General features: G+C 56.0%; 19 protein-coding genes and 1 pseudogene. 10 read left to right on the forward strand and 10 right to left on the reverse strand.

What is annotated here, in order from left to right; all coding sequences use genetic code 11:
• The 3 genes from tcuC to C5687_RS17955 all read right to left on the reverse strand — a co-directional run bounded on the left by tcuC (window position 1) and on the right by C5687_RS17955 (window position 4,783).
• Window positions 1–1,299, reverse strand: coding sequence for an MFS transporter (tcuC, locus tag C5687_RS17945; protein ID WP_095450333.1), 1,299 nt, complete (start codon window positions 1,297–1,299; stop codon window positions 1–3).
• 272 nt (window positions 1,300–1,571) lie between these two features.
• Window positions 1,572–3,221 carry a class I fumarate hydratase FumA gene (gene fumA, locus C5687_RS17950; RefSeq protein ID WP_104557488.1) on the reverse strand — a complete coding sequence of 550 codons (1,650 nt, stop codon included), beginning with the start codon at window positions 3,219–3,221 and terminating at the stop codon, window positions 1,572–1,574.
• 53 nt (window positions 3,222–3,274) lie between these two features.
• A complete protein-coding gene (locus C5687_RS17955) occupies window positions 3,275–4,783 on the reverse strand; it encodes an anion permease (protein WP_014884418.1) in 1,509 nt (502 codons plus the stop codon).
• A gap of 610 nt (window positions 4,784–5,393) precedes the next feature.
• Between C5687_RS17955 and C5687_RS17960 the strand changes: the two genes are divergently transcribed.
• Window positions 5,394–8,174: a flavocytochrome c gene (locus tag C5687_RS17960; protein WP_104557489.1), complete on the forward strand. Its 2,781-nt coding sequence runs from the start codon at window positions 5,394–5,396 to the stop codon at window positions 8,172–8,174.
• A gap of 88 nt (window positions 8,175–8,262) precedes the next feature.
• Window positions 8,263–9,225 (forward strand): FAD:protein FMN transferase, encoded by a 963-nt coding sequence (locus C5687_RS17965; RefSeq protein ID WP_104557490.1) that lies wholly within the window; start codon window positions 8,263–8,265, stop codon window positions 9,223–9,225.
• Here C5687_RS17965 and dcuR read toward each other — a convergent pair.
• Together dcuR and C5687_RS17975 are read right to left on the reverse strand one after the other, a co-directional pair.
• The gene (gene dcuR / locus C5687_RS17970; protein ID WP_025759484.1) at window positions 9,206–9,925 is read right to left on the reverse strand and encodes a two-component system response regulator DcuR; all 720 of its coding nucleotides are present in this window, start codon (window positions 9,923–9,925) and stop codon (window positions 9,206–9,208) included. The genes C5687_RS17965 and dcuR overlap by 20 nt on opposite strands.
• Window positions 9,922–11,538 carry a sensor histidine kinase gene (locus C5687_RS17975; protein ID WP_104557491.1) on the reverse strand — a complete coding sequence of 539 codons (1,617 nt, stop codon included), beginning with the start codon at window positions 11,536–11,538 and terminating at the stop codon, window positions 9,922–9,924. Before C5687_RS17975 ends, dcuR begins: the two co-directional genes overlap by 4 nt.
• 165 nt (window positions 11,539–11,703) lie before the next feature.
• Here C5687_RS17975 and C5687_RS17980 point away from each other — a divergent pair, with 165 nt between their 5' ends.
• On the forward strand, window positions 11,704–12,567 hold the full coding sequence (locus tag C5687_RS17980; protein WP_059385102.1) for an N-acetylmuramic acid 6-phosphate etherase: 864 nt from the start codon (window positions 11,704–11,706) through the stop codon (window positions 12,565–12,567).
• 54 nt (window positions 12,568–12,621) lie between these two features.
• Here C5687_RS17980 and ompC read toward each other — a convergent pair whose 3' ends face one another.
• On the reverse strand, window positions 12,622–13,776 hold the full coding sequence (gene ompC / locus C5687_RS17985; RefSeq protein ID WP_047958996.1) for a porin OmpC: 1,155 nt from the start codon (window positions 13,774–13,776) through the stop codon (window positions 12,622–12,624).
• A gap of 285 nt (window positions 13,777–14,061) precedes the next feature.
• On the opposite strand from ompC, the gene C5687_RS17990 reads away from it, so the two are divergent.
• The 3 genes from C5687_RS17990 to C5687_RS18000 all read left to right on the forward strand — a co-directional run bounded on the left by C5687_RS17990 (window position 14,062) and on the right by C5687_RS18000 (window position 16,712).
• Complete coding sequence (locus C5687_RS17990) at window positions 14,062–14,763, forward strand: phosphohydrolase (RefSeq protein WP_095441699.1); 702 nt, start codon at window positions 14,062–14,064, stop codon at window positions 14,761–14,763.
• Window positions 14,764–14,824: 61 nt separating this feature from the next.
• Complete coding sequence (locus tag C5687_RS17995) at window positions 14,825–16,240, forward strand: DNA cytosine methyltransferase (protein WP_104557492.1); 1,416 nt, start codon at window positions 14,825–14,827, stop codon at window positions 16,238–16,240.
• The gene (locus C5687_RS18000; RefSeq protein WP_104557493.1) at window positions 16,221–16,712 is read left to right on the forward strand and encodes a very short patch repair endonuclease; all 492 of its coding nucleotides are present in this window, start codon (window positions 16,221–16,223) and stop codon (window positions 16,710–16,712) included. Before C5687_RS17995 ends, C5687_RS18000 begins: the two co-directional genes overlap by 20 nt.
• On the opposite strand, the gene yedA is transcribed toward C5687_RS18000, so the two are convergent.
• Window positions 16,684–17,598, reverse strand: coding sequence for a drug/metabolite exporter YedA (yedA, locus tag C5687_RS18005; RefSeq protein WP_025759478.1), 915 nt, complete (start codon window positions 17,596–17,598; stop codon window positions 16,684–16,686). The genes C5687_RS18000 and yedA overlap by 29 nt on opposite strands.
• 178 nt (window positions 17,599–17,776) lie before the next feature.
• Here yedA and C5687_RS18010 point away from each other — a divergent pair, with 178 nt between their 5' ends.
• From C5687_RS18010 to dgcQ, 3 genes are all read left to right on the forward strand, one after another.
• Window positions 17,777–18,688, forward strand: coding sequence for a DUF808 domain-containing protein (locus C5687_RS18010; protein WP_025759476.1), 912 nt, complete (start codon window positions 17,777–17,779; stop codon window positions 18,686–18,688).
• A 78-nt stretch (window positions 18,689–18,766) separates the two neighbouring features.
• Window positions 18,767–18,949, forward strand: a complete 183-nt coding sequence (locus C5687_RS18015) for a YodC family protein (RefSeq protein WP_025759475.1) — start codon at window positions 18,767–18,769, stop codon at window positions 18,947–18,949.
• Between the two features lie 67 nt (window positions 18,950–19,016).
• Complete coding sequence (gene dgcQ, locus C5687_RS18020; RefSeq protein WP_104557494.1) at window positions 19,017–20,717, forward strand: cellulose biosynthesis regulator diguanylate cyclase DgcQ; 1,701 nt, start codon at window positions 19,017–19,019, stop codon at window positions 20,715–20,717.
• Here the strand turns inward: dgcQ and C5687_RS18025 are convergent.
• Together C5687_RS18025 and yodD are read right to left on the reverse strand one after the other, a co-directional pair.
• Complete coding sequence (locus C5687_RS18025; RefSeq protein WP_095441697.1) at window positions 20,702–21,502, reverse strand: mannosyl-3-phosphoglycerate phosphatase-related protein; 801 nt, start codon at window positions 21,500–21,502, stop codon at window positions 20,702–20,704. The two genes, dgcQ and C5687_RS18025, sit on opposite strands and share 16 nt — an antisense overlap.
• Window positions 21,503–21,803: 301 nt before the next feature.
• On the reverse strand, window positions 21,804–22,031 hold the full coding sequence (yodD, locus tag C5687_RS18030) for a YodD family peroxide/acid resistance protein (protein ID WP_013097742.1): 228 nt from the start codon (window positions 22,029–22,031) through the stop codon (window positions 21,804–21,806).
• Window positions 22,032–22,167: 136 nt separating this feature from the next.
• On the opposite strand from yodD, the gene dsrB reads away from it, so the two are divergent.
• Complete coding sequence (dsrB, locus tag C5687_RS24915; protein WP_008500312.1) at window positions 22,168–22,356, forward strand: protein DsrB; 189 nt, start codon at window positions 22,168–22,170, stop codon at window positions 22,354–22,356.
• 107 nt (window positions 22,357–22,463) lie between these two features.
• Here dsrB and rcsA read toward each other — a convergent pair.
• A pseudogene (gene rcsA / locus C5687_RS24625) lies at window positions 22,464–22,533 on the reverse strand (transcriptional regulator RcsA); the annotation flags it as partial.

Raw genomic sequence — 22,533 nt, forward strand, 5'->3', positions numbered from 1 at the left:
TTATCCTCGCTGAACTTGCAGGCTCATGGCGCTGCGACGGTAGAGATAAAGCGTTGCCAGTAGCGCGCAAATCGCCGCGAAGCTCATCCAGTAGCCCGGTGAGGCTTTATCGCCGGTGTACTCAATCAGGGCCGTCGAAATGACCGGGGTAAAGCCGCCGAAGATCGCCGTAGCAAGGCTGTACGCCAGTGAGAAACCGGCAACCCGCACCTCGACCGGCATGATCTCCGTCAGCGCCGGGATCATCGCGCCGTTATACAGACCATAAAGGAAGGAGAGCCACAGCAGCACGCTCAACATCATGGAGAAGCTCGGGGCGCTCGCCAGCAGCGTCAGGGCTGGATAGCTGGTCGCCAGCGCCAGCAGGGTCATGGCAATCAGTACCGGTTTGCGGCCGAAGCGGTCCGACAGCGCACCGCCCACCGGCAGCCAGATAAAGTTCGAGATCGCCACCAGCAGCGTCACCAGCAGGCTGTCTGAGGCGCTGAGCATCAGCACCTTTTTGCCAAAAGTGGGCGCGTAGACGGTGATCAGGTAGAACGCGGTGGTGGTCATCGCCACCATCAGCATGCCCGCGACCACGACCGGCCAGTTCGCCAGCAGGGTGGTAAAGACCTGACGCATTGCCAGCGTGTGACGGCGCGCGCGGAACTCCTCGGTCTCTTCCAGCTTGCGGCGCAGGAAGAAGATAAACGGCACAATCAGACAGCCGAACAGGAACGGGATGCGCCAGCCCCATTCGCGAATGGCGCTCTCTTCCAGCACCGCGTTCAGCGCAAAGCCCATTGCGGCGGCCACCATAATTGCCACCTGCTGACTGCCGGATTGCCAGCTGGTAAAGAAGCCCTTGCGGCCCGGCGTGGCAATTTCAGCCAGATAGACCGACACCCCGCCAAGCTCCGCCCCGGCGGAAAAGCCCTGCAGCAGACGTCCCACCAGCACCAGCAGCGGCGCCCACAGGCCGATACTTTCATAAGAGGGGATCAGCACAATCAGGAAGGTGCCGGCCGCCATAATCGACAGGGTGGTGATCAACCCTTTGCGGCGACCAACCTTGTCGATGTAAGCCCCGAGGACAATCGCGCCGATGGGGCGCATTAAGAAGCCCGCGCCGAAGACGGCGAAGGTCATCATCAGCGACGCGAATTCACTGCTCGCCGGGAAAAAGGTATGGGCGATATAGGTGGCGTAGAACCCAAACAGGAAGAAGTCGAATTGCTCGAGGAAATTGCCCGAGGTGACGCGAAGTATCGCGCCCGCTCGTGCACGAACGGTTGCAGGTGGGGTTGAGGAAATCATGGTCGTCTCCAGTTTATTATTGACGTGTTGTCCGTCTGTTTCTGAAAACTGGATCAGTGAGGGGAATTTTATAAGCGCAATAAACACATCATCTGATGCGTTTGCTGCATTAATCAGGATGGGGGCAGCGAGTGTTATTGATTTAACAATGACTTAACATTGTATTGATGATTTATTCACCTGGCACGGCTGACGCCATCGGTTTTCTGTTTTGTGAACAGACGCAAGCCTGAAAAAGCCCGGCGGCGAGGCGCCTGCCGGGCTGATGCGACTCAGCGCTGTGAACAGCCTTTGCACTGTTTATTCTGGATCTGCTGGAAGAAATCGTTGCCTTTGTCATCCACCAGGATAAACGCCGGGAAGTTTTCCACTTCGATTTTCCAGATGGCTTCCATGCCCAGCTCCGGATACGCGACGCATTCCAGACTCTTGATGCTGTTTTGCGCCAGCACCGCCGCCGGGCCACCGATGCTGCCCAGGTAGAAGCCGCCGTGTTTGTGACAGGCATCGGTCACCTGCTGGCTGCGGTTACCTTTCGCCAGCATGATCATGCTCGCTCCGTGGGACTGCAGTAAATCGACATACGAGTCCATACGCCCTGCGGTGGTCGGGCCGAGTGAGCCGGAGGCGTAACCTTCCGGCGTTTTGGCCGGGCCTGCGTAGTAAATCGGATGATCCTTGACGTACTGCGGCAGTTCTTCACCGTTGTCGAGCAGCTCTTTCAGCTTCGCGTGTGCGATATCGCGCGCCACGATGATGGTGCCGTTCAGCGACAGGCGGGTAGAGACCGGGTGCGCGGAAAGCTGCGCCAGGATCTCGTTCATCGGCTTGTTCAGGTTGATGCTGACCACATCGCCTTCGCCCTGCTGGCGCAGTGATTCAGGAATATACTGGCCCGGGTTGTGTTCCAGTTTTTCAATCCAGATCCCGTCGCGGTTGATTTTGGCTTTGATGTTGCGGTCTGCGGAGCAGGAGACGCCCATGCCGATTGGGCAGGAGGCACCGTGGCGCGGCAGGCGGATCACGCGGATATCGTGGGCGAAGTACTTACCGCCAAACTGCGCGCCGAGGCCGAGGTTCTGCGCTTCCTGCAGCAGTTCCTGTTCAAGCTGAACGTCGCGGAACGCCTGTCCGTGTTCGTTCCCTTCGGTGGGCAGCGCGTCGTAGTAGCGGGTGGAAGCCAGCTTGACGGTTTTCAGCGTCGCTTCCGCCGAGGTCCCGCCGATCACAAACGCGATATGGTACGGCGGGCAGGCTGCGGTACCGAGGGTACGCATTTTGTCCACCAGATAGTTTTTCAGCTTCGCCGGGGTGATCAGCGCTTTGGTTTCCTGATAGAGGTAGGTTTTGTTGGCCGAGCCGCCGCCTTTTGCCATGCAGAGGAATTTGTATTCGTCGCCGTCGACACTGTAGAGATCGATCTGTGCCGGCAGGTTGGTGCCGGTGTTGACCTCTTTATACATATCCAGCGCGGCGTTCTGGGAGTAACGCAGGTTATCTTCGATGTAGGTGTTGTACACGCCCTGGCTCAGCGCGGCTTCATCCCCGCCGCCGGTCCAGACGCGCTGGCCTTTTTTACCCATGATGATAGCCGTGCCGGTATCCTGACAGGTTGGCAGCACGCCTTTGGCCGCGATTTCAGAGTTGCGCAGGAACTGCAGGGCAACGTATTTGTCGTTCTGGCTGGCTTCCGGGTCGTTGAGAATCGCGGCAACCTGCTTCTGGTGCGATGGGCGCAGCATAAAGGCCGCATCGTGGAATGCCTGCTGTGCCAGCAGGGTCAGCGCTTCAGGCTCGACCTTCAGGACCTCCTGACCGTCGAACTCGGCAACGGAGACATGCTCTTTGGTCAACAGATAGTATTCGGTGTCGTCATGGGAGAGAGGGAAGGGGTTCTGATAAATAAACGGTTTATTCGACATAGTATTGCTCCACAAAAATAAAACCGCCGGAGGAAACGTCCGGCGGTCAGGAATCAGAACATCATGGACATCCACGGATAACCAATCAGCAGCAGGGCCGCCAGGAAGATGGCACCGAAGATCGTGCCGAGGCGCCAGTAGTCTTTGGTTGGCAGGTAGCCGCTTCCGTAGTAAATCGGGCTTGGACCCGTACCGTACGGGGTGATGATCCCCATCACGCCCAGTGAGGTCACCATCAGCAGAACGAAAACTTCCATATTCATCCCCGGAATGGTGGAGGCGATGGTCAGCATCGCTGGCAGCAGCGCCGTGGTATGCGCGGTGGTGCTGGCAAACAGGTAGTGCAGCAGGTAGAACGCAAGCAGCAGCACGATGGTGGCAACGCCCGGCGAGATACCGCTCATCAGCAGACCGCCTTCTTTACCCAGCCAGCTGATAAAGCCGGTCGAGGAGAGGCCGTCCGCCAGCGCCACCAGGGTGGCGAACCAGACGAAGGTGTTCCATGCGGCTTTATTACCGGTGATATCGTTCCACTCCAGCACACCGGTCCATAACATCAGACCCACGATGAGCAGGGCGGCCATCGCCGGTTCAATCCACGCGGCAGCGAAGATCCACATCAGCAGGGCACAGCAGACGAACACCAGCAGCAGAATTTCATTGCGGGACAGTTTGCCGAGTTTTTCCAGCTCGCGGGTCGCCCACAGCGGCACTTCGTTATTCACTTTGACTTCAGGTGGGTAGAACCAGTAGGCCAGCAGCGGCATGGTCAGAATCAGCAGGATGCCCAGCGGCAGGAAGGCCAGGAACCAGGTTCCCCAGGAGATATCAATCCCCACTGTACTTTTCACCAGCGCCAGCGCCAGCAGGTTCGGCGCAAGGGCGGAGAGGAACATTGAACTGGTGATACAGGCCGCGGTGATGGCTACCCACATCAGGTACGAACCAATTTTACGCGCGCTTGGGTCGTTCGGTTTTGAACCGTACAGCGGCGGCAGGTTAGCGATGATCGGGTAGATGGTCCCGCCGCTGCGCGCGGTGTTGGACGGGGTAAACGGTGCCAGCAGCAGGTCCGCGAAGGTAATGGCGTAACCGAGCGTCAGGCTGCGACGGCCGAGATACTTCACCAGAATCAGCGCCAGACGGCGACCGAAGCGGGTTTTGTCGTAGCCTGCGGCAAACATAAAGGCACCGAAAATCAGCCAGACGGTCGAGTTACCAAACCCGCTCACCGCCCATTTAAAGGAGGCGCCAGCCAGCTTGAATTTCGGGTCGGCCAGCTGATCGGGGCTGAACAGCACCCACTGGCTGCAGAGCGCAATCGCCACGACGCCGGTCAGGCCGATCACCGCGCCCGGCAGGGGTTCGAAGATCAGGCCGACGATCACGCCAACAAAGATAGCGAAGTAGTGCCACGCGTAAGGCGGCAGTCCTTCCGGTACCGGAACAAACAGCAGCAGTACGGCGACAATGACGGGCAGTGCCATCATCAGCAGTCGTTTTGCTTTTCCATTTGATGCCTGATTCGCCACAGGGGGCGTTACAGCAGTTTTTGTATTCATAGTTTCACGTCTTAAGTTGTCAAGAATTCGGTCGCAGTGAAAAGACAAATTCGCTTTCTTAAGTTTCTTTGCTTTTTTTAGTTATTAAAGGTGCGGTTTTGTATTTTCAGTAATAGCGATTTAACGCATTTTTGATTGCGCTAAATTAAAAATTGATGATGTTTTTATATTGCGCTTTTGGATGCCATAACTATTGATCGCGATCAAAAAAAGAGAATTGCAGCGTTATTTTTGTGCTTTTATTAATAACCACTCAGGCGTATGTGGGTATTAGGTAATTTCTTAAGTGCTTTTATCAATCCTGTAACAATTGCGCAGTGGGTAATTTGGTATTTTGTTGAAAAACATAGATTTTTATTGTTACTGGTGAAATGGTCTTACCTTTAAAAATTTAACGGATTTTAAATTAATGTGAATACCTGAATCACAATCGCTAACACCAATGTGTTATTAATGTTATCGAAGGGATTAAATAGTTTATTAACTAACGTAATAGCTTTAGAAACTAAAAAAATCATTATATTAATATCATGACATCGGCAAATAACGACGAAATAAAAAACCAATCCGATAACGAATTCTTAATTTTTAAAAGTTTGGAGTTTCTATTATGAGCACTAACGAACGCATTCTGACTCCCTTCACATTACCGAATGGTACTGAACTGAAAAACCGTTTGTTAATGGCACCAATGACCACCTGTACCGGCTATTACGACGGCACGGTCACCAGCGAGCTGGTGGAGTACTACCGGGCCCGTTCCGGCAGCATTGGGACCATTATTGTGGAGTGCTGCTTCGTCGACGATCTCGGTCTCGCTTTCCCGGGCGCGATTGGCATCGATAACGACGAGAAAATCGCCGGGCTGGCGAAAATCGCCGAGGCGATTAAATCCAAAGGTTCGAAAGCCCTGCTGCAGATCTACCACGGCGGCCGTATGGTTGACCCGAAACTGATCGGTGGCCGCACGCCGGTGGGCCCAAGCGCCGTCGCTGCGCCGCGTGACGGTGCGGCCACACCGGTTGCGCTGACCACTGAAGAAGTGGAAGGCATGATCGGCAAGTTTGGTGAAGCAGTGCGCCGCGCCATCCAGGCCGGTTTCGACGGCGTGGAAATTCACGGGGCAAACACCTATCTGATTCAGCAGTTCTACTCGCCAAACTCTAACCAGCGCGACGACGAGTGGGGCGGCAGCCGCGACAACCGCGCCAGATTCCCGCTGGCGGTACTGGACATTACCCACAAAATGGTGCGCCAGTACGCGGACGATGCGTTCATTATTGGTTACCGTTTCTCCCCTGAAGAGCTGGAAGTCCCAGGGATCCGCTTTGAAGACACCATGTACCTGCTGGAAAAACTGGCGGCGCGCGGTGTGGACTACCTGCACTTCTCCGTGGGCGCCACCCTGCGTCCTTCCATCGTAGATACCCAGGACCCGACGCCGCTTATCGAAAAATACTGCGCCATGCGTTCTGAAACCCTGGCGCAGATCCCGGTCATGGGCGTGGGCGGCGTGGTGAATGCTGCCGATGCCTGTGAAGCGCTGGACCACGGTTACGATCTGATCGCCGTTGGCCGCGCCACCATTGCTTACCCGGACTGGACTGACCGCATCGCGGCCGGGGAAACCCTGGAGCTGTTTATGGACAGCTCCAAACGCGAGGCGCTGAGCATTCCTGAACCGCTGTGGCGTTTCTCGCTGGTGGAAGCGATGATCCGCGACATGAGCATGGGCGAATCGAAATTCAAACCGGGCACGTTCACCGAGAAGGTGCAGGACGAGGCGAACGAGCTGGTGATAAACGTCAGCCTGGAAACCGATCGCATCGCCGATATTGAGCTGGCCTCTGGCCCGGGTGACGACGTTGAGTTTGTCACCAGCTTTGAAGAGATTCGTTCCCGCATTCTGGATGCCAATACCCCGCACGTGGACGCCATCACTGGTGCCACCAGCCAGAGCGAGGCGGTGAAAAAAGCGGTCTCTAAAGCGATGCTGAAATCCAGCAAAGCGCGGGCCGCAGAAGAGGGCGCTGACCCGAACGCAACCCGCAGCGTTGATGTGGTGGTGGTTGGGAGCGGCGGTGCCGGTCTGGCCGCAGCCATCCAGGCCCATGACGAAGGGGCGAGCGTGCTGATCGTCGAGAAAATGCCCACCATCGGCGGGAACACCATTAAAGCCTCTGCCGGGATGAACGCCGCAGAGACGCGCTTCCAGCGGGTGAAAGGCATTCAGGACAGCAAAGAGCTGTTCTACCAGGAGAGCCTGAAAGGGGGCGGTAACAAGAACAACCCTGAACTGCTGCGTCGCTTCGTGGAGAATGCGCCACAGGCGATTGAGTGGCTGGCAACCCGCGGCATTATGCTCAACGACATCACCACCACCGGTGGGATGAGCATTGACCGTACCCACCGTCCAAAAGACGGTTCTGCGGTCGGCGGCTACCTGATCAGCGGCCTGGTGCGTAACGTCAACAAACGCAACATCGAAGTGATGCTCGATACCTCCGTCAGCGACATTATTTTCGAGAACGGCGAAGTGACCGGCGTGCGTCTGACCACCGAAGAGAACGAAACGATCAGCGTGGCTACCAAAAGCGTGATTGTCGCCACCGGCGGCTTCAGCGCCAACAGCCAGATGGTGGTGAAATACCGTCCGGACCTCGAAGGTTTCGTGACCACCAACCACAAAGGGGCGACCGGTGGCGGTATCGCGCTGCTGGAGCGTATCGGTGCCGGCACGGTGGATATGGGCGAGATCCAGATCCACCCGACCGTTGAGCAGAAAACCTCGTATCTGATTTCCGAATCCATCCGCGGGGGCGGGGCGATTCTGGTGAACCAGCAGGGGAACCGTTTCTTCAATGAGATGGAAACCCGCGATAAAGTCTCGGCGCAGATCATCGCGCTGCCGGAGAAATACGCTTACATCGTCTTTGACGAGCATGTTCGTGCCAAAAACAAAGCCGCGGATGAGTACATTGCCAAAGGTTTCGTGACCAGCGCCAGCTCGCCAAAAGCCCTGGCAGAGGCGCTGGGAATGGATTACCACGCGTTCCTGGCCACTCTGGAGCGTTACAACGGCTTCGTGGAAAAACAGCACGATGACGACTTTGGCCGTACCACCGCGCTGCGTGCGCCGATCAACGAAGGGCCGTTCTACGCCATTCAGATTGCGCCGGGCGTGCACCACACCATGGGCGGCGTGACCATCAACACCGATACCTGCGTGCTGGACAGCAACCACAACGTGCTGCCAGGGGCGTTTGCCGCCGGTGAAGTGGTTGGCGGGATCCACGGCGGTAACCGTATCGGCGGTAACGCGGTGGCAGATATCATTATTTTTGGTACCCTTGCCGGACATCAGGCGGCGATGCGTTCGAAAAGAATGTAAGGCTCCTGTTCTGTAAGCCGGATGCGCGCATCCGGCACTCTCCCCGGCGGCGCGGTGCTGGCCGGGGCGATATCTGAGGAGACATGCCATGCCTGATGACACCCGCGTCTACAGTTACTCCGCCGTCCAGATGGGCTCTCCCATCCTCCTGAAACTCTTCTCCCATGACGAAGCCCTCGCATCCCGCGTGTTTCGCCTGATCAAACAGTACGAAGACCTGCTCACCGTCAACCGTGCCCACTCGCAGGTGATGGATATCAACCATGCTGCGGGGCAGCATCCGGTCAGCGTCAGCCGTCCGGTGTTTGAGCTGATTCGCTGCGCGAAAGCGGCAAGCCTCCTTAAAGACAGTGCGTTTAACCTGGCCATCGGCCCGCTGGTGAAGCGCTGGAAAATCGGGTTTCGCGGCGACAGCGTACCGCCAGCCGATGAGATTGCGACCCTGCTTACGATTACCCGTCCTGAGGATGTGGTACTGGATGACGCCAGCAGCAGCGTGTTCCTGACCCGGGCAGGCATGGAGATCGACCTCGGGGCCATCGCCAAAGGCTATATCGCCGACAGGGTGCGGGATTACCTGCGCAAAGAGGGCGCTGAACTCGGGCTGATCAACCTCGGGGGGAATATCCAGACGTTAGGCTCGCCGGAAGGGGGCTGGAGCGTAGGGCTCAAAAAACCGTTTGCCGGTGATGAACTGATCGGCGCCATGACGGTAGAGAACCGCTCCGTGGTGACGTCCGGCACTTATGAACGCTACTTTGAACAAAACGGCAAACGCTATCACCACATTCTCGATCCGCGCAGCGGATACCCGCTGGATAACGAACTGGACAGTGTGACCATCATTTCGACAGATTCCATTGATGGCGATATCTGGACCACGCTGATGTATGGCATGGGCGTGGAGAAGGGCTGTGCGGCCCTGCGCTCGCGCCCCGATATTGAAGCTATTTTTGTCACCAAAACAAAAGAAGTGGTGCTCTCTTCAGCGCACCACTTCCGTTTTACCCTGCTGGATAACGACTACCGCGTTACTGACAGTACTGCTTGAGCAGGCCCGTCTGCTCCGGCTGGAGACGATAACGATACACCGGACGCCCGGTGGCGCCGTAGTGAATGCTGGTGAACAGGATATTGATCTGCGCCAGCCATATCAGGTACTTACGGCAGGAGACGCGGGAGATATTAACGGCGCTTGCCAGGTCATCGGTGGAAAACTCGGTTTCCGGATGGGCGTCAATCCACTGGCAGATGGTACGCAGCGTCTGCGGCGTTAACCCTTTCGGCAGCTTTTTGTTATCCGCCAGTTCCGGCGCCCCGCCGTGGATCAGCCGGTCAACGTCCGCCTGCTCATAATACTGGTGCGAGCCCATCAGGCTGTGCTTTGCCTTCCAGCTGTTCAGCGCCTCTTCAAAGCGCGGGAACTGGAACGGTTTAATCAGATAATCCACCACGCCGTAGTGGATAGAGGTCTGAATGGTCGCGGCATCGGCAGCCGAGGAGATCATGATGACATCAATCGGACGACCGGATGCGCGGATAACCGGCAGCAGATCCAGCCCGTTGTCCTGCTGCATATAGACATCCAGCAGCACCAGATCCACTGGCTGATTCGGGTCGTTAATCACGGCCTCGGCCTGGTTCAGCGTGGAGGCGACGCCGCAGCAGCTAAAGCCTTCAACACGGTTGACGTACAGACGGTTGAGGTCGGCTACCATGGCGTCATCATCGACAATTAATACATTTATCACGCGATATTCCTCTCGCTATCCCAGGGGATGTGAACAAAAAATTGGGTAAATACGCCAGGTTCAGATTCGACGGTAATGTCTCCGCCGAGGTTCTGAATTTGCTGACGGGCAAGGAACAGCCCAACGCCGCGGTTTTCACCTTTTGTTGAGAAGCCTTTAGTAAAAATAGTCTCCAGCTGGTCGGGATCAATACCCGGACCGTCATCGCTGACTTCGCAGCTGAGCCAGCCGTTCTGATAGTGCAGCAGCAGGGTGATCTCACCTTCCGGCTGGCCTTCCATCGCGTCCAGCGCGTTTTCAATTAAGTTGCCGAGCACGGTGACCAGCACCGCGACCTGCTCTTCGCTGGCGGTATCCGGGATCTGGCATTCATCTGCGAGGGTGAGGCTGATCCCGGCCTCTTTCGCCCGGTTGATTTTACCCAGCAGGAACCCGGCGATCACCGGGGATTTCACCTTGCTCTGGATGGTGCCAATATCGGTCTGATAATTATGCGCCGTCTGGAGGATGTACTCTTCAAGCTTGTCGTAGCGCTTAATGTTCAGCAGACCCAGGATCACATGCAGCTTGTTCATAAACTCGTGCGTATGGGCGCGCAGGGCGTCGACGTAATTGACCATGCCGTCGATACGCTGCATCAGCTGGCTGATCTCGGTTTTATCGCGGAAGGTGGTGATGGCGCCTATCACCCGATCCTGGCTTTTCACCGGCACCATGTTGCACAGCAGCAGCCGCCCGTTACAGCTGATCTCCTGATCCTGACGCGCAACGCCCGTTTTTGACACGTCCCGCAGGCTGGCCAGCAGGGGAGCGCTGGCGTTTTCGCTCTGCTTGCCGGAGGGCAGGAGGAGTATCTCTCTGGCGGTGTGGTTGATCATCGTCACGCGCCCGTGAATATCGACCGCCAGCACCCCTTCCCGCAGCGACTGCAGCATCGCCTGGCGCTGTTCAAACAGGGCGGATATTTCGTAAGGTTCGAGTCCGAACAGGATGCGTTTCAGGACCCGCACCAGGCCCCAAATCGCCATAGAACTCATAAAAATACTGAACAAAATGGTCCAGACGGCGTTGAGTCGGCCACGGGAAATCTGATCTTCCACTTTTTTGAGGGAGATACCGACCACGACCACACCGATCTGTTCGTGCTGGCTATCATAGACGGGCGTAAAAACGCGCAGCGCTTCGGCGAGGGCGCCACGGTTAACGGAGACGTTCTCTTTGCCTTCCAGGGCCGGGTTCAAATCATCGCCGATAAAATGCAGCCCCAGCAGCGCCTCGTTCGGGTGTGAATAGCGGATCCCGCGCATATCGGTGACCACGGTGAACAGCAGATCGTTTCGTTTCGTCACCGCCTGGGCGATGGGCTGAATAATATTCTCCTGCGGTGCCTGCATCAGGCCGCGCTGGATCTCGGGGCTATCGGCGAGGGTGCGGGCAATGCCGAGCGCGGTGTCTTTGACATCATCGCGTGTTGCCCGGGTGATCTGCACCGAATAGAGCGCAAAGACCACCAGCAGGACTGAACCGATAATCGCGCACACCATCAGCGTGACCAGTGTATTGAGTTTCATGGGGCGCTTGCGCGTCGGAAGGAAAGGCTGCAAATCGCTCATCAACACTCCGCGATGATAAAGAAAGGGGGTAATTATCGCCGATGACGCGCTTTTCTTAAAGCCATGTAAAAGCGAGGATTGGGTCCTCTTTTCGTGACCCCCCTCGCAGGTCATCTATATAAAACACTTTATAGTGTGTGGGTACTCATAATAAGGAGGCTGTTTATGAGCATTATGCTTACCGGTTCGGTCAAGGAAAGACGGCACGCCAGCACGATGAATATTGATAGATTGTCCACGCTGGACATGCTGAAAGTCATTCACCAGGATGATGCACTCATTTCTGCTGCCATCACCCCGTGTTTACCTGCGCTTGCCCGCGTGGTGGATAACGCCGCCGCGACCCTTAACCACGGGGGACGCCTGGTGATTGTCGGCGCGGGGCCGTCGGGCTGCGTCGCGCAACAGGTCGCCGATGACTATGCGCCGGGCAAAACCCCGGTGATTGCCGTGACGCCGCAAGAGGGGGAAGGGAGTTACGAGCGCGGTGTAGCCGACCTGCAGGCCATCAACTTTGGTGAACACGATATGATGCTGGCGGTGAGCGTCAGCGGAAAAACGCCGTGGGTCTGGGGCGCCATGCGGCATGCCTGGTCGCTGGGTTCGCCGGTGGCGATTATAACCAGCGATGCGCAAAGTGAAGCAGCACTGCTGGCGAGCATGGTCATCGCGCCAGAGTTGGGGCCTGACGTTGTGGCTGGTTATCTCAACACCAAAGCCGGGATTGCGCAAAAAATGATCCTCTCGATGATCGCCACCGGGCTGGCCGTTCGTACCGGGCGCGTCTACAGCAACCTGCGCGTGGATCTTGAGGCAAGCAATACCCACTGGGCGGAACGGCAAATCGCCATTGTGATGGAAGCGGGGGGATGCACCCGGGCGCAGGCAAAAGCGGCGCTGGAAGCCTGTAACCATCACTGTAAAACGGCGGTACTGATGGTGCTGACAGGGCTGGATGCGTGGAAAGCCCATGAGCTGCTGGCGCAGAATAACGGGTTTATCCGCGTGGCGCTGCAGGAAGCGCCGTAAGATCTTCAGAAAGAAAAAAGGCCGCGATTGCGGCCTTTGGTGTTTTTAGGGGGGTTAGAACTGATAGGTCATGCCTACGCCAACGATGTCATCAGTAGAGATGCCATTGGCTTCATAGAAGTATTCATCGTTATCCAGCAGGTTGATTTTGTAATCAACGTATGTGGAGAAGTTTTTATTGAAGCTGTAGGTCATGCCAAGATCGATATAGTTCACCAGATCCATATCACCGTGCTGACCCTGTGGGTGGCTGTGGTTACCCGGATAAGTCATGTCTTTACCTTTGGAGTAAACCCATGCCAGGGAAGGACGTAGACCGAAGTCGAACTGATACTGTGCAACGGCTTCGAAGTTTTGCGTCTCATCAGCAATACCATAATCGCCATATGGCGTCATGTTACGAGTTTGCGCATACATCATCGCCAGATAGATGTTGTTAGCATCGTATTTAGCGCCAATAGTCCACACGTCTGCTTTTTCACCGCCAGCGATAAGCGCGCTGTTATGGCCTAATCCTTCTTGTTCATTGGTGCGATCAGAAGAGGAGTACGCTGCGCCAAGGCTCAGACCGAAGTCAAAGTCATAAGAGGAAGAAATACCGAATCCATCACCGTTCTGGAAGCGCACGTCGTTGTGACCGTTTTTGGTGCCTTCCTGATCTTCATCAGCGTTGGAACCTTCATTATTACCCTGATACTGCAGCGCAAAATTCAGACCTTCCACCAGACCGAAGAAATCTGTATTACGGTAGGTTGCCAGACCGTTAGCACGGCCGTTCATGAAGTTATCGGTCCAGGTGTAAGAATCACCGCCAAATACCGGCAGCATATCGGTCCAGGCTTCGACGTCATACACGACACCGTAATTACGGCCATAATCGAATGAACCGTATTCGCCATATTTCAGGCCTGCATACGCCAGACGGTTAAATGATTTATCGCCTGCAGATTCGGTATTATTCGCGTAGGTTTTATATTCCCACTGGCCGTAACCGATCAGATCGTGGGTGATCTGGGTTTCGCCTTTGAAACCAATTTGTACATAGGTTTCATCGCCGTCGTCGCCCGGGTTGTCAGAGAAGGTATGACGCGCATCGACTTTGCCGTACAGGTCAACTTTGTTGCCATTTTTGTTATACATTTCAGCCGCATTTGCTGCGCCAGCCATTAATAACGCGGGTACAAGAATAGCCAGAACTTTTCTTTTCATTATATATTCTCTTGAAAGATAATTTATATGAATATATGTAATCACTCTCCGCAATTACAGCGTCGATACTATTCCAGCTATTGAGCTTTAGTTTCAAAAATAAATGTAATTAAATCCGTTTAAATATTGCAAAATATTTCTTTTAATCTCTTTATTTTTCTTATGAATTAATTGTTTGATTTAATATAGAGTAATTATTATTAAGTATTTCGAGCTTCTATTTATTAATTCATTTAATTTGGTTGTGTTATAGTTCAGGCTCAGATTTCACGACAGGGCATCACGATGGAACTAACGCAGTGGCAACAGCGTTTTGAGCGCTGGCTCGACGAAAACCACACCTCTGACGATGCTGCGCATGATATTTCGCACTTTCGTCGCGTCTGGAAAACGGCGCAAAAAATCATGTCTCGCCAGACCGCAGATCCGCTGGTAGTCCTGACCGCCTGCTATTTTCACGATATCGTTAGCCTGCCGAAAAACCATCCCGAACGCAGCCAGTCATCGCAACTGGCCGCGCGCAAAACCCGCGACATTTTGCAGCGCGACTTCCCGGACTTCCCCTCGGAGCACTATGCAGGCGTTGCACATGCCATTGAGGCGCACAGCTTCAGCGCCGGGATCGCGCCGCAGAGCGTGGAAGCGAAAATAGTCCAGGATGCTGACCGGCTGGAAGCACTAGGGGCTATCGGCCTCGCGCGCGTCTTTGCCGTCTCGGGCGCACTGGGCGTGGCGCTGTTTGACGCAGACGATCCCTTTGCCGATGCGCGTACGCTTGATGATCGGGCATTTGCTCTCGACCATTTTCAGACCAAACTGCTGCGACTGCCTGATACCATGCAAACGGAAATGGGCCGCGAGCTGGCACGGCACAACGCTGATTTCCTGATCCAGTTTATGGCGAAACTCAGCGCCGAATTGCACGGCGACTGCATCGGGCTGGATAGCCAGGTGATGAACCGCTTCCGTCGCAGTTTGCATGAATGAACTGTGGTAATCTGTCTCCAGTCTTTATTCTCCGGTTAAAAGAATGCAGGAAAAACGATCAGTGACTGAGCCCGCGCCTGAGCAGGCTGAGAAATCAACGGCAACGGTGCAGGCGTTACTGCGTCAGCTGTTGGATATCTATGATGCTAAAACGCTGGCCAATCTGCTGGTGGCGCACGGTGAGAACCACTGGAGCCCGGCCATTCTTAAACGGCTGGTGACCAGCGAGCGGGCAGGGCGTCGCCTGAGTGAAGGCGAGTTTCGTTATCTGCAAAATCTGCTTCCACGTCCTTCCGCTGCGCACCCGAACTATGCCTTCCGCTTTATCGATCTGTTCGCCGGTATTGGCGGCATCCGACACGGCTTTGAAGCTATCGGGGGTCAGTGCGTGTTTACCAGCGAGTGGAACAAACATGCCGTGCGGACCTACAAGGCCAACTGGTATTGCGATCCGCAGGCGCATCATTTCAACGCCGACATCCGCGATGTCACCCTGAGCCATAAAAGCGGTGTCAGCGATGAACAGGCCGCCGAACATATTCGCCAGACCATCCCGGCGCATGATGTGCTGCTGGCTGGCTTTCCGTGCCAGCCTTTCTCGCTGGCCGGCGTCTCAAAAAAGAACGCACTCGGACGCGCCCACGGTTTCGCCTGCGATACCCAGGGAACGCTGTTTTTTGACGTAGCCCGTATCATTGACGCCCGTCGCCCGGCCATTTTCGTGCTGGAAAACGTTAAGAATTTAAAAAGCCACGACGGCGGGAAAACCTTCCGCATTATCATGCAAACGCTGGATGAGCTGGGTTATGACGTGGCCGATGCCCAGAACATGGGCGCAGATGACCCAAAAATCATTGATGGTAAACATTTCCTGCCCCAGCACCGCGAACGCATCGTGCTGGTGGGTTTCCGCCGCGATCTCAATCTGAAGGGCGATTTCACTCTGCGGGATATCCCGTCTCTCTACCCCGAGCGCCGTCCCACCGTGGCCGACCTGCTGGAGCCTGTCGTTGACGCGAAGTTCATCCTCACCCCGGTGCTGTGGAAATACCTCTACCGCTATGCCAAGAAACATCAGGCGAAGGGCAACGGCTTCGGCTTCGGGATGGTAGATCCGAACGATCCGCACAGCGTGACGCGCACGCTCTCCGCGCGTTACTACAAAGACGGCGCGGAAATCCTTATCGACAGAGGCTGGGACAAGGCGCTGGGCGAAAAAGATTTCGACGATCCGCTCAACCAGCGTCACCGTCCGCGACGCTTAACGCCGCGGGAGTGCGCCCGGTTGATGGGCTTTGAGACGCCACAGGGTTATCGCTTCCGCATTCCGGTTTCGGACACCCAGGCGTACCGCCAGTTTGGCAACTCGGTAGTGGTGCCGGCGTTCGCGGCCGTGGCAAAACTGCTGGCCTCGCGCATCAGACAGGCGGTGGCACTTCGTCAGGGTGAGGCCGTCAATGACGGATGTTCACAATAAGGCGACGCGCAGTAAAAACATGCGTGCCATCGGCACGCGTGACACCGCCATAGAAAAGCGCGTGGCCGCGCTGCTGACGCAGGCGGGGTTTGATTTCCGCGTGCAGGATGCTGCCCTTGCGGGGCGCCCCGATTTCGTCATCGACGCCTGGCAGTGCATCATCTTTACCCACGGCTGTTTCTGGCATCATCACGACTGCTACCTGTTTAAAGTCCCGGCGACGCGCACCGACTTCTGGCTGGATAAGATTGGCAAGAACGTTGAACGCGACAGGCGGGATCTGACCACGCTGATGGCGCAGGGCTGGCGGGTGCTGATCGTCTGGGAGTGTGCGCTGAGAGGCAGATTAAAGCTGAACGACGTTGAACTGTCGGAACGGCTGGAAGAGTGGATCTGCGGCGGCGGTCAGACCGCGAAGATCGACACGCAGGGGATTCACCTGCTCACGGTTTCTCCGCCTCGCAAGGGGTGACGACCGGTTTTGCTGGCAGCAAATATTTGCCCAGGGTGACCAGCACGACGGCAAACACAATGATCCCCAACGCCAGCCATTCAACGGCAGAGAGCGTTTCCCCGCCTAAACCCGTGCCGAGCAGTACGGCCACCACCGGGTTAACGTAGGCGTAGCTGGTGGCAACCGCCGGGGAGACGTTGCGGATCAGGAACATGTAGGCGTTAATGGCGATGATTGAGCCAAACAGCGCCAGATACCCTACCGCGAGAAAGCCCGACAGGTCCGGCAGCGTGGTCAGCTTTTCTCCCGTCAACGCCGAGGCGAGCAGCAGAACAATCCCCGCGGCGAGCATCTCAATTGCGCCCGCCATCATGCCGGTGGGGAGCGTGATACGTGAACCGTATACCGAGCCAAACGCCCAGCTCATGGAGCCTATCAGGATAATCACTGCGCCCCACGGATTCCCGCTCAGGTTCCCGCCACTGTTGAGTAGAATAATACCGGCGAGTCCGATACCAATTCCCAGCCATTCCAGCTTGCGGGTGCGGATGCCGAAAAGGCGGCTGAAGCAGAGGGTAAAGAGCGGCACGGTGGCAACGACCACGGCGGCGATCCCGGACGGCACGTTCTGGTGCTCGGCAATCGTTACAAACCCATTTCCTACCGCCAGCAGCAGCAGGCCGATTAGCGCGGCATTCAGCAGCGGACGCAGCGGGGGAAGCTTGTGGCCGCGCAGCAGCAGGAACGCGAGCAGCAGGACGCCTGCCGAAAGGAAGCGAATGCCCGCCATCATCAGGGGTGGCCAGCTTTCCACGCCGATGCGAATGACAAAGTAGGTTGAACCCCAGATGATATACAGCGAAAAGAGTGCCCCGATGAGCGGTAGCAATTGCCGGAAACGCATAATCCCTCACGACGAAATAAAAAGGTCGCTGATAGTAAACGCGAAAACTATCGCGCTGGCGAGCCCTTTAATTGTGTAGTTGATGTGAATTTTTTGTTGACGTGAGGAGCCTGTTTCCGGCTTTGTACTTTTGCTCCATACTATTCACTTAATTACCAAAAAATGAAGGATTAAGATTTTGGCAGGAAGTAGCTTATTAACATTGCTGGATGATATTGCCACCTTACTGGATGACATTTCGGTGATGGGGAAACTGGCGGCGAAGAAAACCGCCGGCGTGCTGGGAGATGATTTGTCGCTGAACGCCCAGCAGGTGAGTGGGGTGAGGGCCAACCGTGAACTGCCGGTGGTGTGGGGGGTAGCAAAAGGCTCCTTCCTCAATAAGGTGATTCTGGTGCCGCTGGCGCTGCTTATCAGCGCGTTCATTCCGTGGGCGATCACGCCGCTATTAATGATTGGCGGGGCATTTCTCTGCTTTGAGGGCGTCGAGAAGGTCCTGCACTCCTTTAGCGCGCGCAAGGAGAGCGATACCCCGGAGATGCGTCAGCAGCGTCTTGAAGCGCTGGCCGCTCAGGATCCGAAGACCTTCGAGCGTGATAAAGTCAAAGGCGCCATTCGCACCGACTTTATTCTGTCCGCTGAAATTGTCGCCATTACGCTGGGCATTGTCTCTGACGCGCCGCTCCTGAATCAGGTGCTGATCCTCTCCGGCATTGCCCTTCTGGTGACGGTAGGTGTCTACGGCCTGGTGGGATTGATCGTGAAGCTGGATGACATCGGCTACTGGCTGGAGACGAAATCGAGCGCGGTGGCGAAAGGCATCGGCAAGAGCTTACTGGTGCTGGCCCCGTGGCTGATGAAGAGTTTGTCCGTGGTGGGCACGCTGGCGATGTTCCTCGTCGGCGGCGGGATTGTGGTTCACGGCATTGCCCCACTGCACCATGCTATCGAACATTTCTCCGCCACACAGGGGGCGGTTGTCGCGGCGATGCTGCCCACGCTGCTGAATCTGGTGCTGGGCTTTATCATTGGCGCCATCGTGGTTGCGGCGGTAAAAGGGGTTGAGAAACTCCGCGGTACGTCGCACTAATTGTTACCCGGTGCGGGGTGCAAAAAGACCATTCCTCGTCTAAATTGAAACAGTTTCACCCTGATACAGGAGGCAGGTATGGTCTTTTTGGTCAGTGATGAAGTTAAGCCGAAGAAGGGCGGTCCACGTATGATTGTGACCGGGTATTCCAGCGGAATGGTGGAATGTCGGTGGCACGATGGCTACGGCATCAAGCGGGAAGCATTCCGTGAAGATGAGCTTCAGCCGGGTGACGGACAGCACAAGCGGGACAAGGCTTAATCACGTAACGCCCGGCTTTGCCGGGCGTTTTTATCTCAGGGTGTAGGGCAGTGATCAGGGAGTGTGTGTGCAGCGCGATACCTTTGTTGTGAGACAATCTTTTTTGCAATGGCTGCATAAACGTAGCAATCCGGGGCTGATTGTTAATCTCTGTTTTATTGTCGTTCTGGTGTTTTCCACCCTCCTGACCTGGCGCGAAGTGGTGGTCCTGGAAGACGCGTACGTCTCCAGCCAGCGTAACCATCTGGATACGGTGGCCAGTTCGCTGGACAGACAGCTACAGAACAGCGTGGACAGGATGCTGTTGTTCCGCCAGGGCATGCGCGATGCCATCCAGACGCCGCTGGCCTTTGACGCTTTACAGAGTGCGGTGTCACGCTTCAATACTCTGCGCCTACTCCCCACCTGGCAGCTTGCCGTGGATAAAAAACGCACCCTGCCGATAAACGGGGTGTCCGATGCGTTCGTCGAAAAAACGACGCTTCTCAACCGCGACGCGGAGCGCATCAGCAATGAAATTTCTGCCGCGCTGGAAGTGGGATATCTGCTCCGGCTGGCCTCATCGAGAGCGCAGACGGAATCGCGGGTGAACTACGTCTCCCGCGCCGGGTTTTATCTCTCTACCGACACGCCGGAGCAGGCGGGTGACATAACCTCCCGCTATTACCATCTGGTCACGCAATCCTGGTTCACCGAGCAGTCAGAACGTAACAACCGCGCACGCGCGGTGCGCTGGTTTATCTCCACGCCCTCCGCATGGACCGGCGATGAACGCGCGATCACCGCCAGCGTCCCCATCTATTTTGATCATTACTGGTATGGCGTGGTGGCGATGGATTTCACACTGGGCACGATGCAACGTCTGCTGGCTGACGCGACGGAAGACAGAACGGAAGGGGAGTATCAGCTGTACGACACCCGGCTCAATTTGATTGCCACCTCTGCTCATGCGGGTAACCCGGTTAACCACTTTGACGAACGCGAAACGGCGCAGATTGCCCAGGCGATTGAACATGATACCGGCGGCGGCATCCGCCTCGGAAGCCGTTTTATTAGCTGGGAGCGGCTCGATCACTTCGATGGCGTCGTTCTGCGGATCCACACCCTGCATGAAGGGGTGCAGGACGACTTCGGCAGCATCAGTATTGTGCTGGCGCTGCTGTGGGCGCTGTTTACCGCCATGCTATTGATCTCGTGGCTGGTGATCCGTCGGATGGTAAGCAACATGTATACGCTTCAGCATTCGCTGCAGTGGCAGGCCTGGCACGATCCGCTCACCCGGCTGAATAATCGCGGCGCGCTGTTCGACCGCGCGAAAATGCTGGCAGAAACCTGTCGCCAGCAGTCGCTGCCCTTCTCGGTGATTCAGATCGATCTCGACCATTTTAAAAGCATCAACGACCGTTTCGGCCATCAGGCCGGTGATAAGGTGCTGTCCCATACGGCGGGGCTGATTGCCACCGGGTTACGCAAAAACGATGTCGCAGGGCGTGTCGGCGGGGAAGAGTTTTGTGTCGCCCTGCCGGGGATTAGCCTTGAGGAGGCGAGAGGGGTTGCGGAGCGTATTCGTTGCCGCATCAACAGCAAGGAGATTCTGGTGAAGAAGAGCACGACCCTGCGCATCAGCGCCTCGCTGGGGGTCAGCAGCGCGGATGAAAAGGGGAATTACGATTTTGAACAATTGCAGTCCGTGGCGGACGCCCGCTTATACCAGGCTAAACAGACCGGGCGTAACCGCGTTGTGTGGCGGGATCAGGAGAGGAAGTGATCCAGCCCCTCGTGCCAGCCCGCGGGACCGGGTTGTTGGGTGTGATAAACCCGCGCGGGATTATCGTCCCGTAGCGTGATGCCCAGACGGTTAATGCCTTTAATCACTACCGCGTAATCCATGCTGTCCAGCAGCGGCGCATCATTCGGGCCATCACCGAGTCCCAGCGTCGTGGGTTCGATCGCTTCCTGCTCACGGTACTGCTCAATCAGCCAGTTAACCGCCACGTCTTTACCGCAGCGGGTGTCAAGAATATGCCAGAACCGCGCCCCCTGCAGACATTGCAGACCGCTACGCGCCAGCGCCTCTTCAAACTGGACCATTTTCTCGTCGCTGTCGCGCCAGATGAGCGTGACCGAGGCTTCCTGCCTGCGGGCCAGCGCAGAGCGATAGCGCGTCAGGCCGGTCCACTCACTGATAATGCGATCGTCCACGTCGTCAAAGGTGGTGAACTTAACGCCCGTCTCCAGGCGGATTTGCTCGATCCGCGGGCGAATATCCCGGTGTAACATTCCTCTAATCTGACGCGGCACCTTTTCCCACCGCACGTCAGGCTGAATAACCGCGCCGTTCTCGGCAATAAACGGCAGGCCTTCCAGACCCAGATCCTGCTGAATGTCCAGCATCTCGGCCGCCGTTTTGCTGCTACAGAGAATGAGCGGAACCTGGTTATCCAGCAGCCTGTCCAGCCAGGGCAGCGCGGGCTGCCACTCGTAGGTATGGATATCGAGCAACGAGCCGTCCAGATCGGAAAAAATCAGCAAGGGATCCCGCAGTGAAGGCATACAGACTCCTGGTAACGGTGGCGTCGCTTTCTAAGAAAATTCCTAAAAAATAGCCGGAATAAAAACCGGAACAATGAGAACGGACCCTGGCAAACCCGCATTCGGCGTATGTTGCTGCTCATAACCAAATTCATAATGCTGAAAATAATATATTCATCATAAGAATATATGCTTGTCAGACAAATTCGTTGGGGATAGTGTGGCATGTACATCAGATTTCCTGGTGTAACGAATTTTCAAGTGCTTCTTGCAAAAGCAAGTTTTGATCCCGGCCATCCCCATGACCGGGATTTTTTTCGCCCTACCGATTGGCTTCAGACACGCTAAAGTCGTGTATATCCAGCTCGAAGGCCTCCGCCAGCTCACGATAGGTGTGATAGTCCCTTCCGTTGACAATGACGCGGTCTGAATTGTCGTCCGTCCGGCGGACTTCTGACTCACTGATCTCATTGATGGCGGCCAGCAGGGCATCGACATCCACCTCGACTTCACGCTTAATGGTGTCGCTGTACTCTTTATCGGTCTTCATTACGGGGTTCCTCATTCAACCTTCAACGCGGTCCAACGGTAAGTATAGCCTGTGTATAAAAACGCCATTCACACCGGGCAGCGATGTGCGTTTTTGCGTTTTGTTCTACACTGGCTCAAAACCAGAGGAGGAATGTATGAAGGTCAACGATCGGGTCACCGTTAAAACGGACGGTGGGCCGCGCCGCCCGGGCGTGGTGCTGGCAATTGAAGAGTTTAGTGAAGGGACAATGTACCTGGTCTCACTGGAAGACTACCCGCTCGGCATCTGGTTTTTTAACGAACTGGGGCATCCGGATGGGATTTTTGTCGAGAAAGCCGACTAACACGGCGTCGGGTCGCGCTTCGCGTGCCCGACCGCCCGTACAAAAGCAAAAATCTCTGGCCAGGCCAGAGATCAAAGGTAGGGTGCACAGGGTCTTTTCTTAAGCGACTAACGCATGTTGACGAAAATCCCGTTCGTCACATTATCGGTCAGGCGTACCACGTGGTAGATCACTTGG

The sequence above is a fragment of the Enterobacter sichuanensis genome (assembly GCF_002939185.1).
GTDB classification, from domain to species: Bacteria; Pseudomonadota; Gammaproteobacteria; order Enterobacterales; family Enterobacteriaceae; genus Enterobacter; species Enterobacter sichuanensis.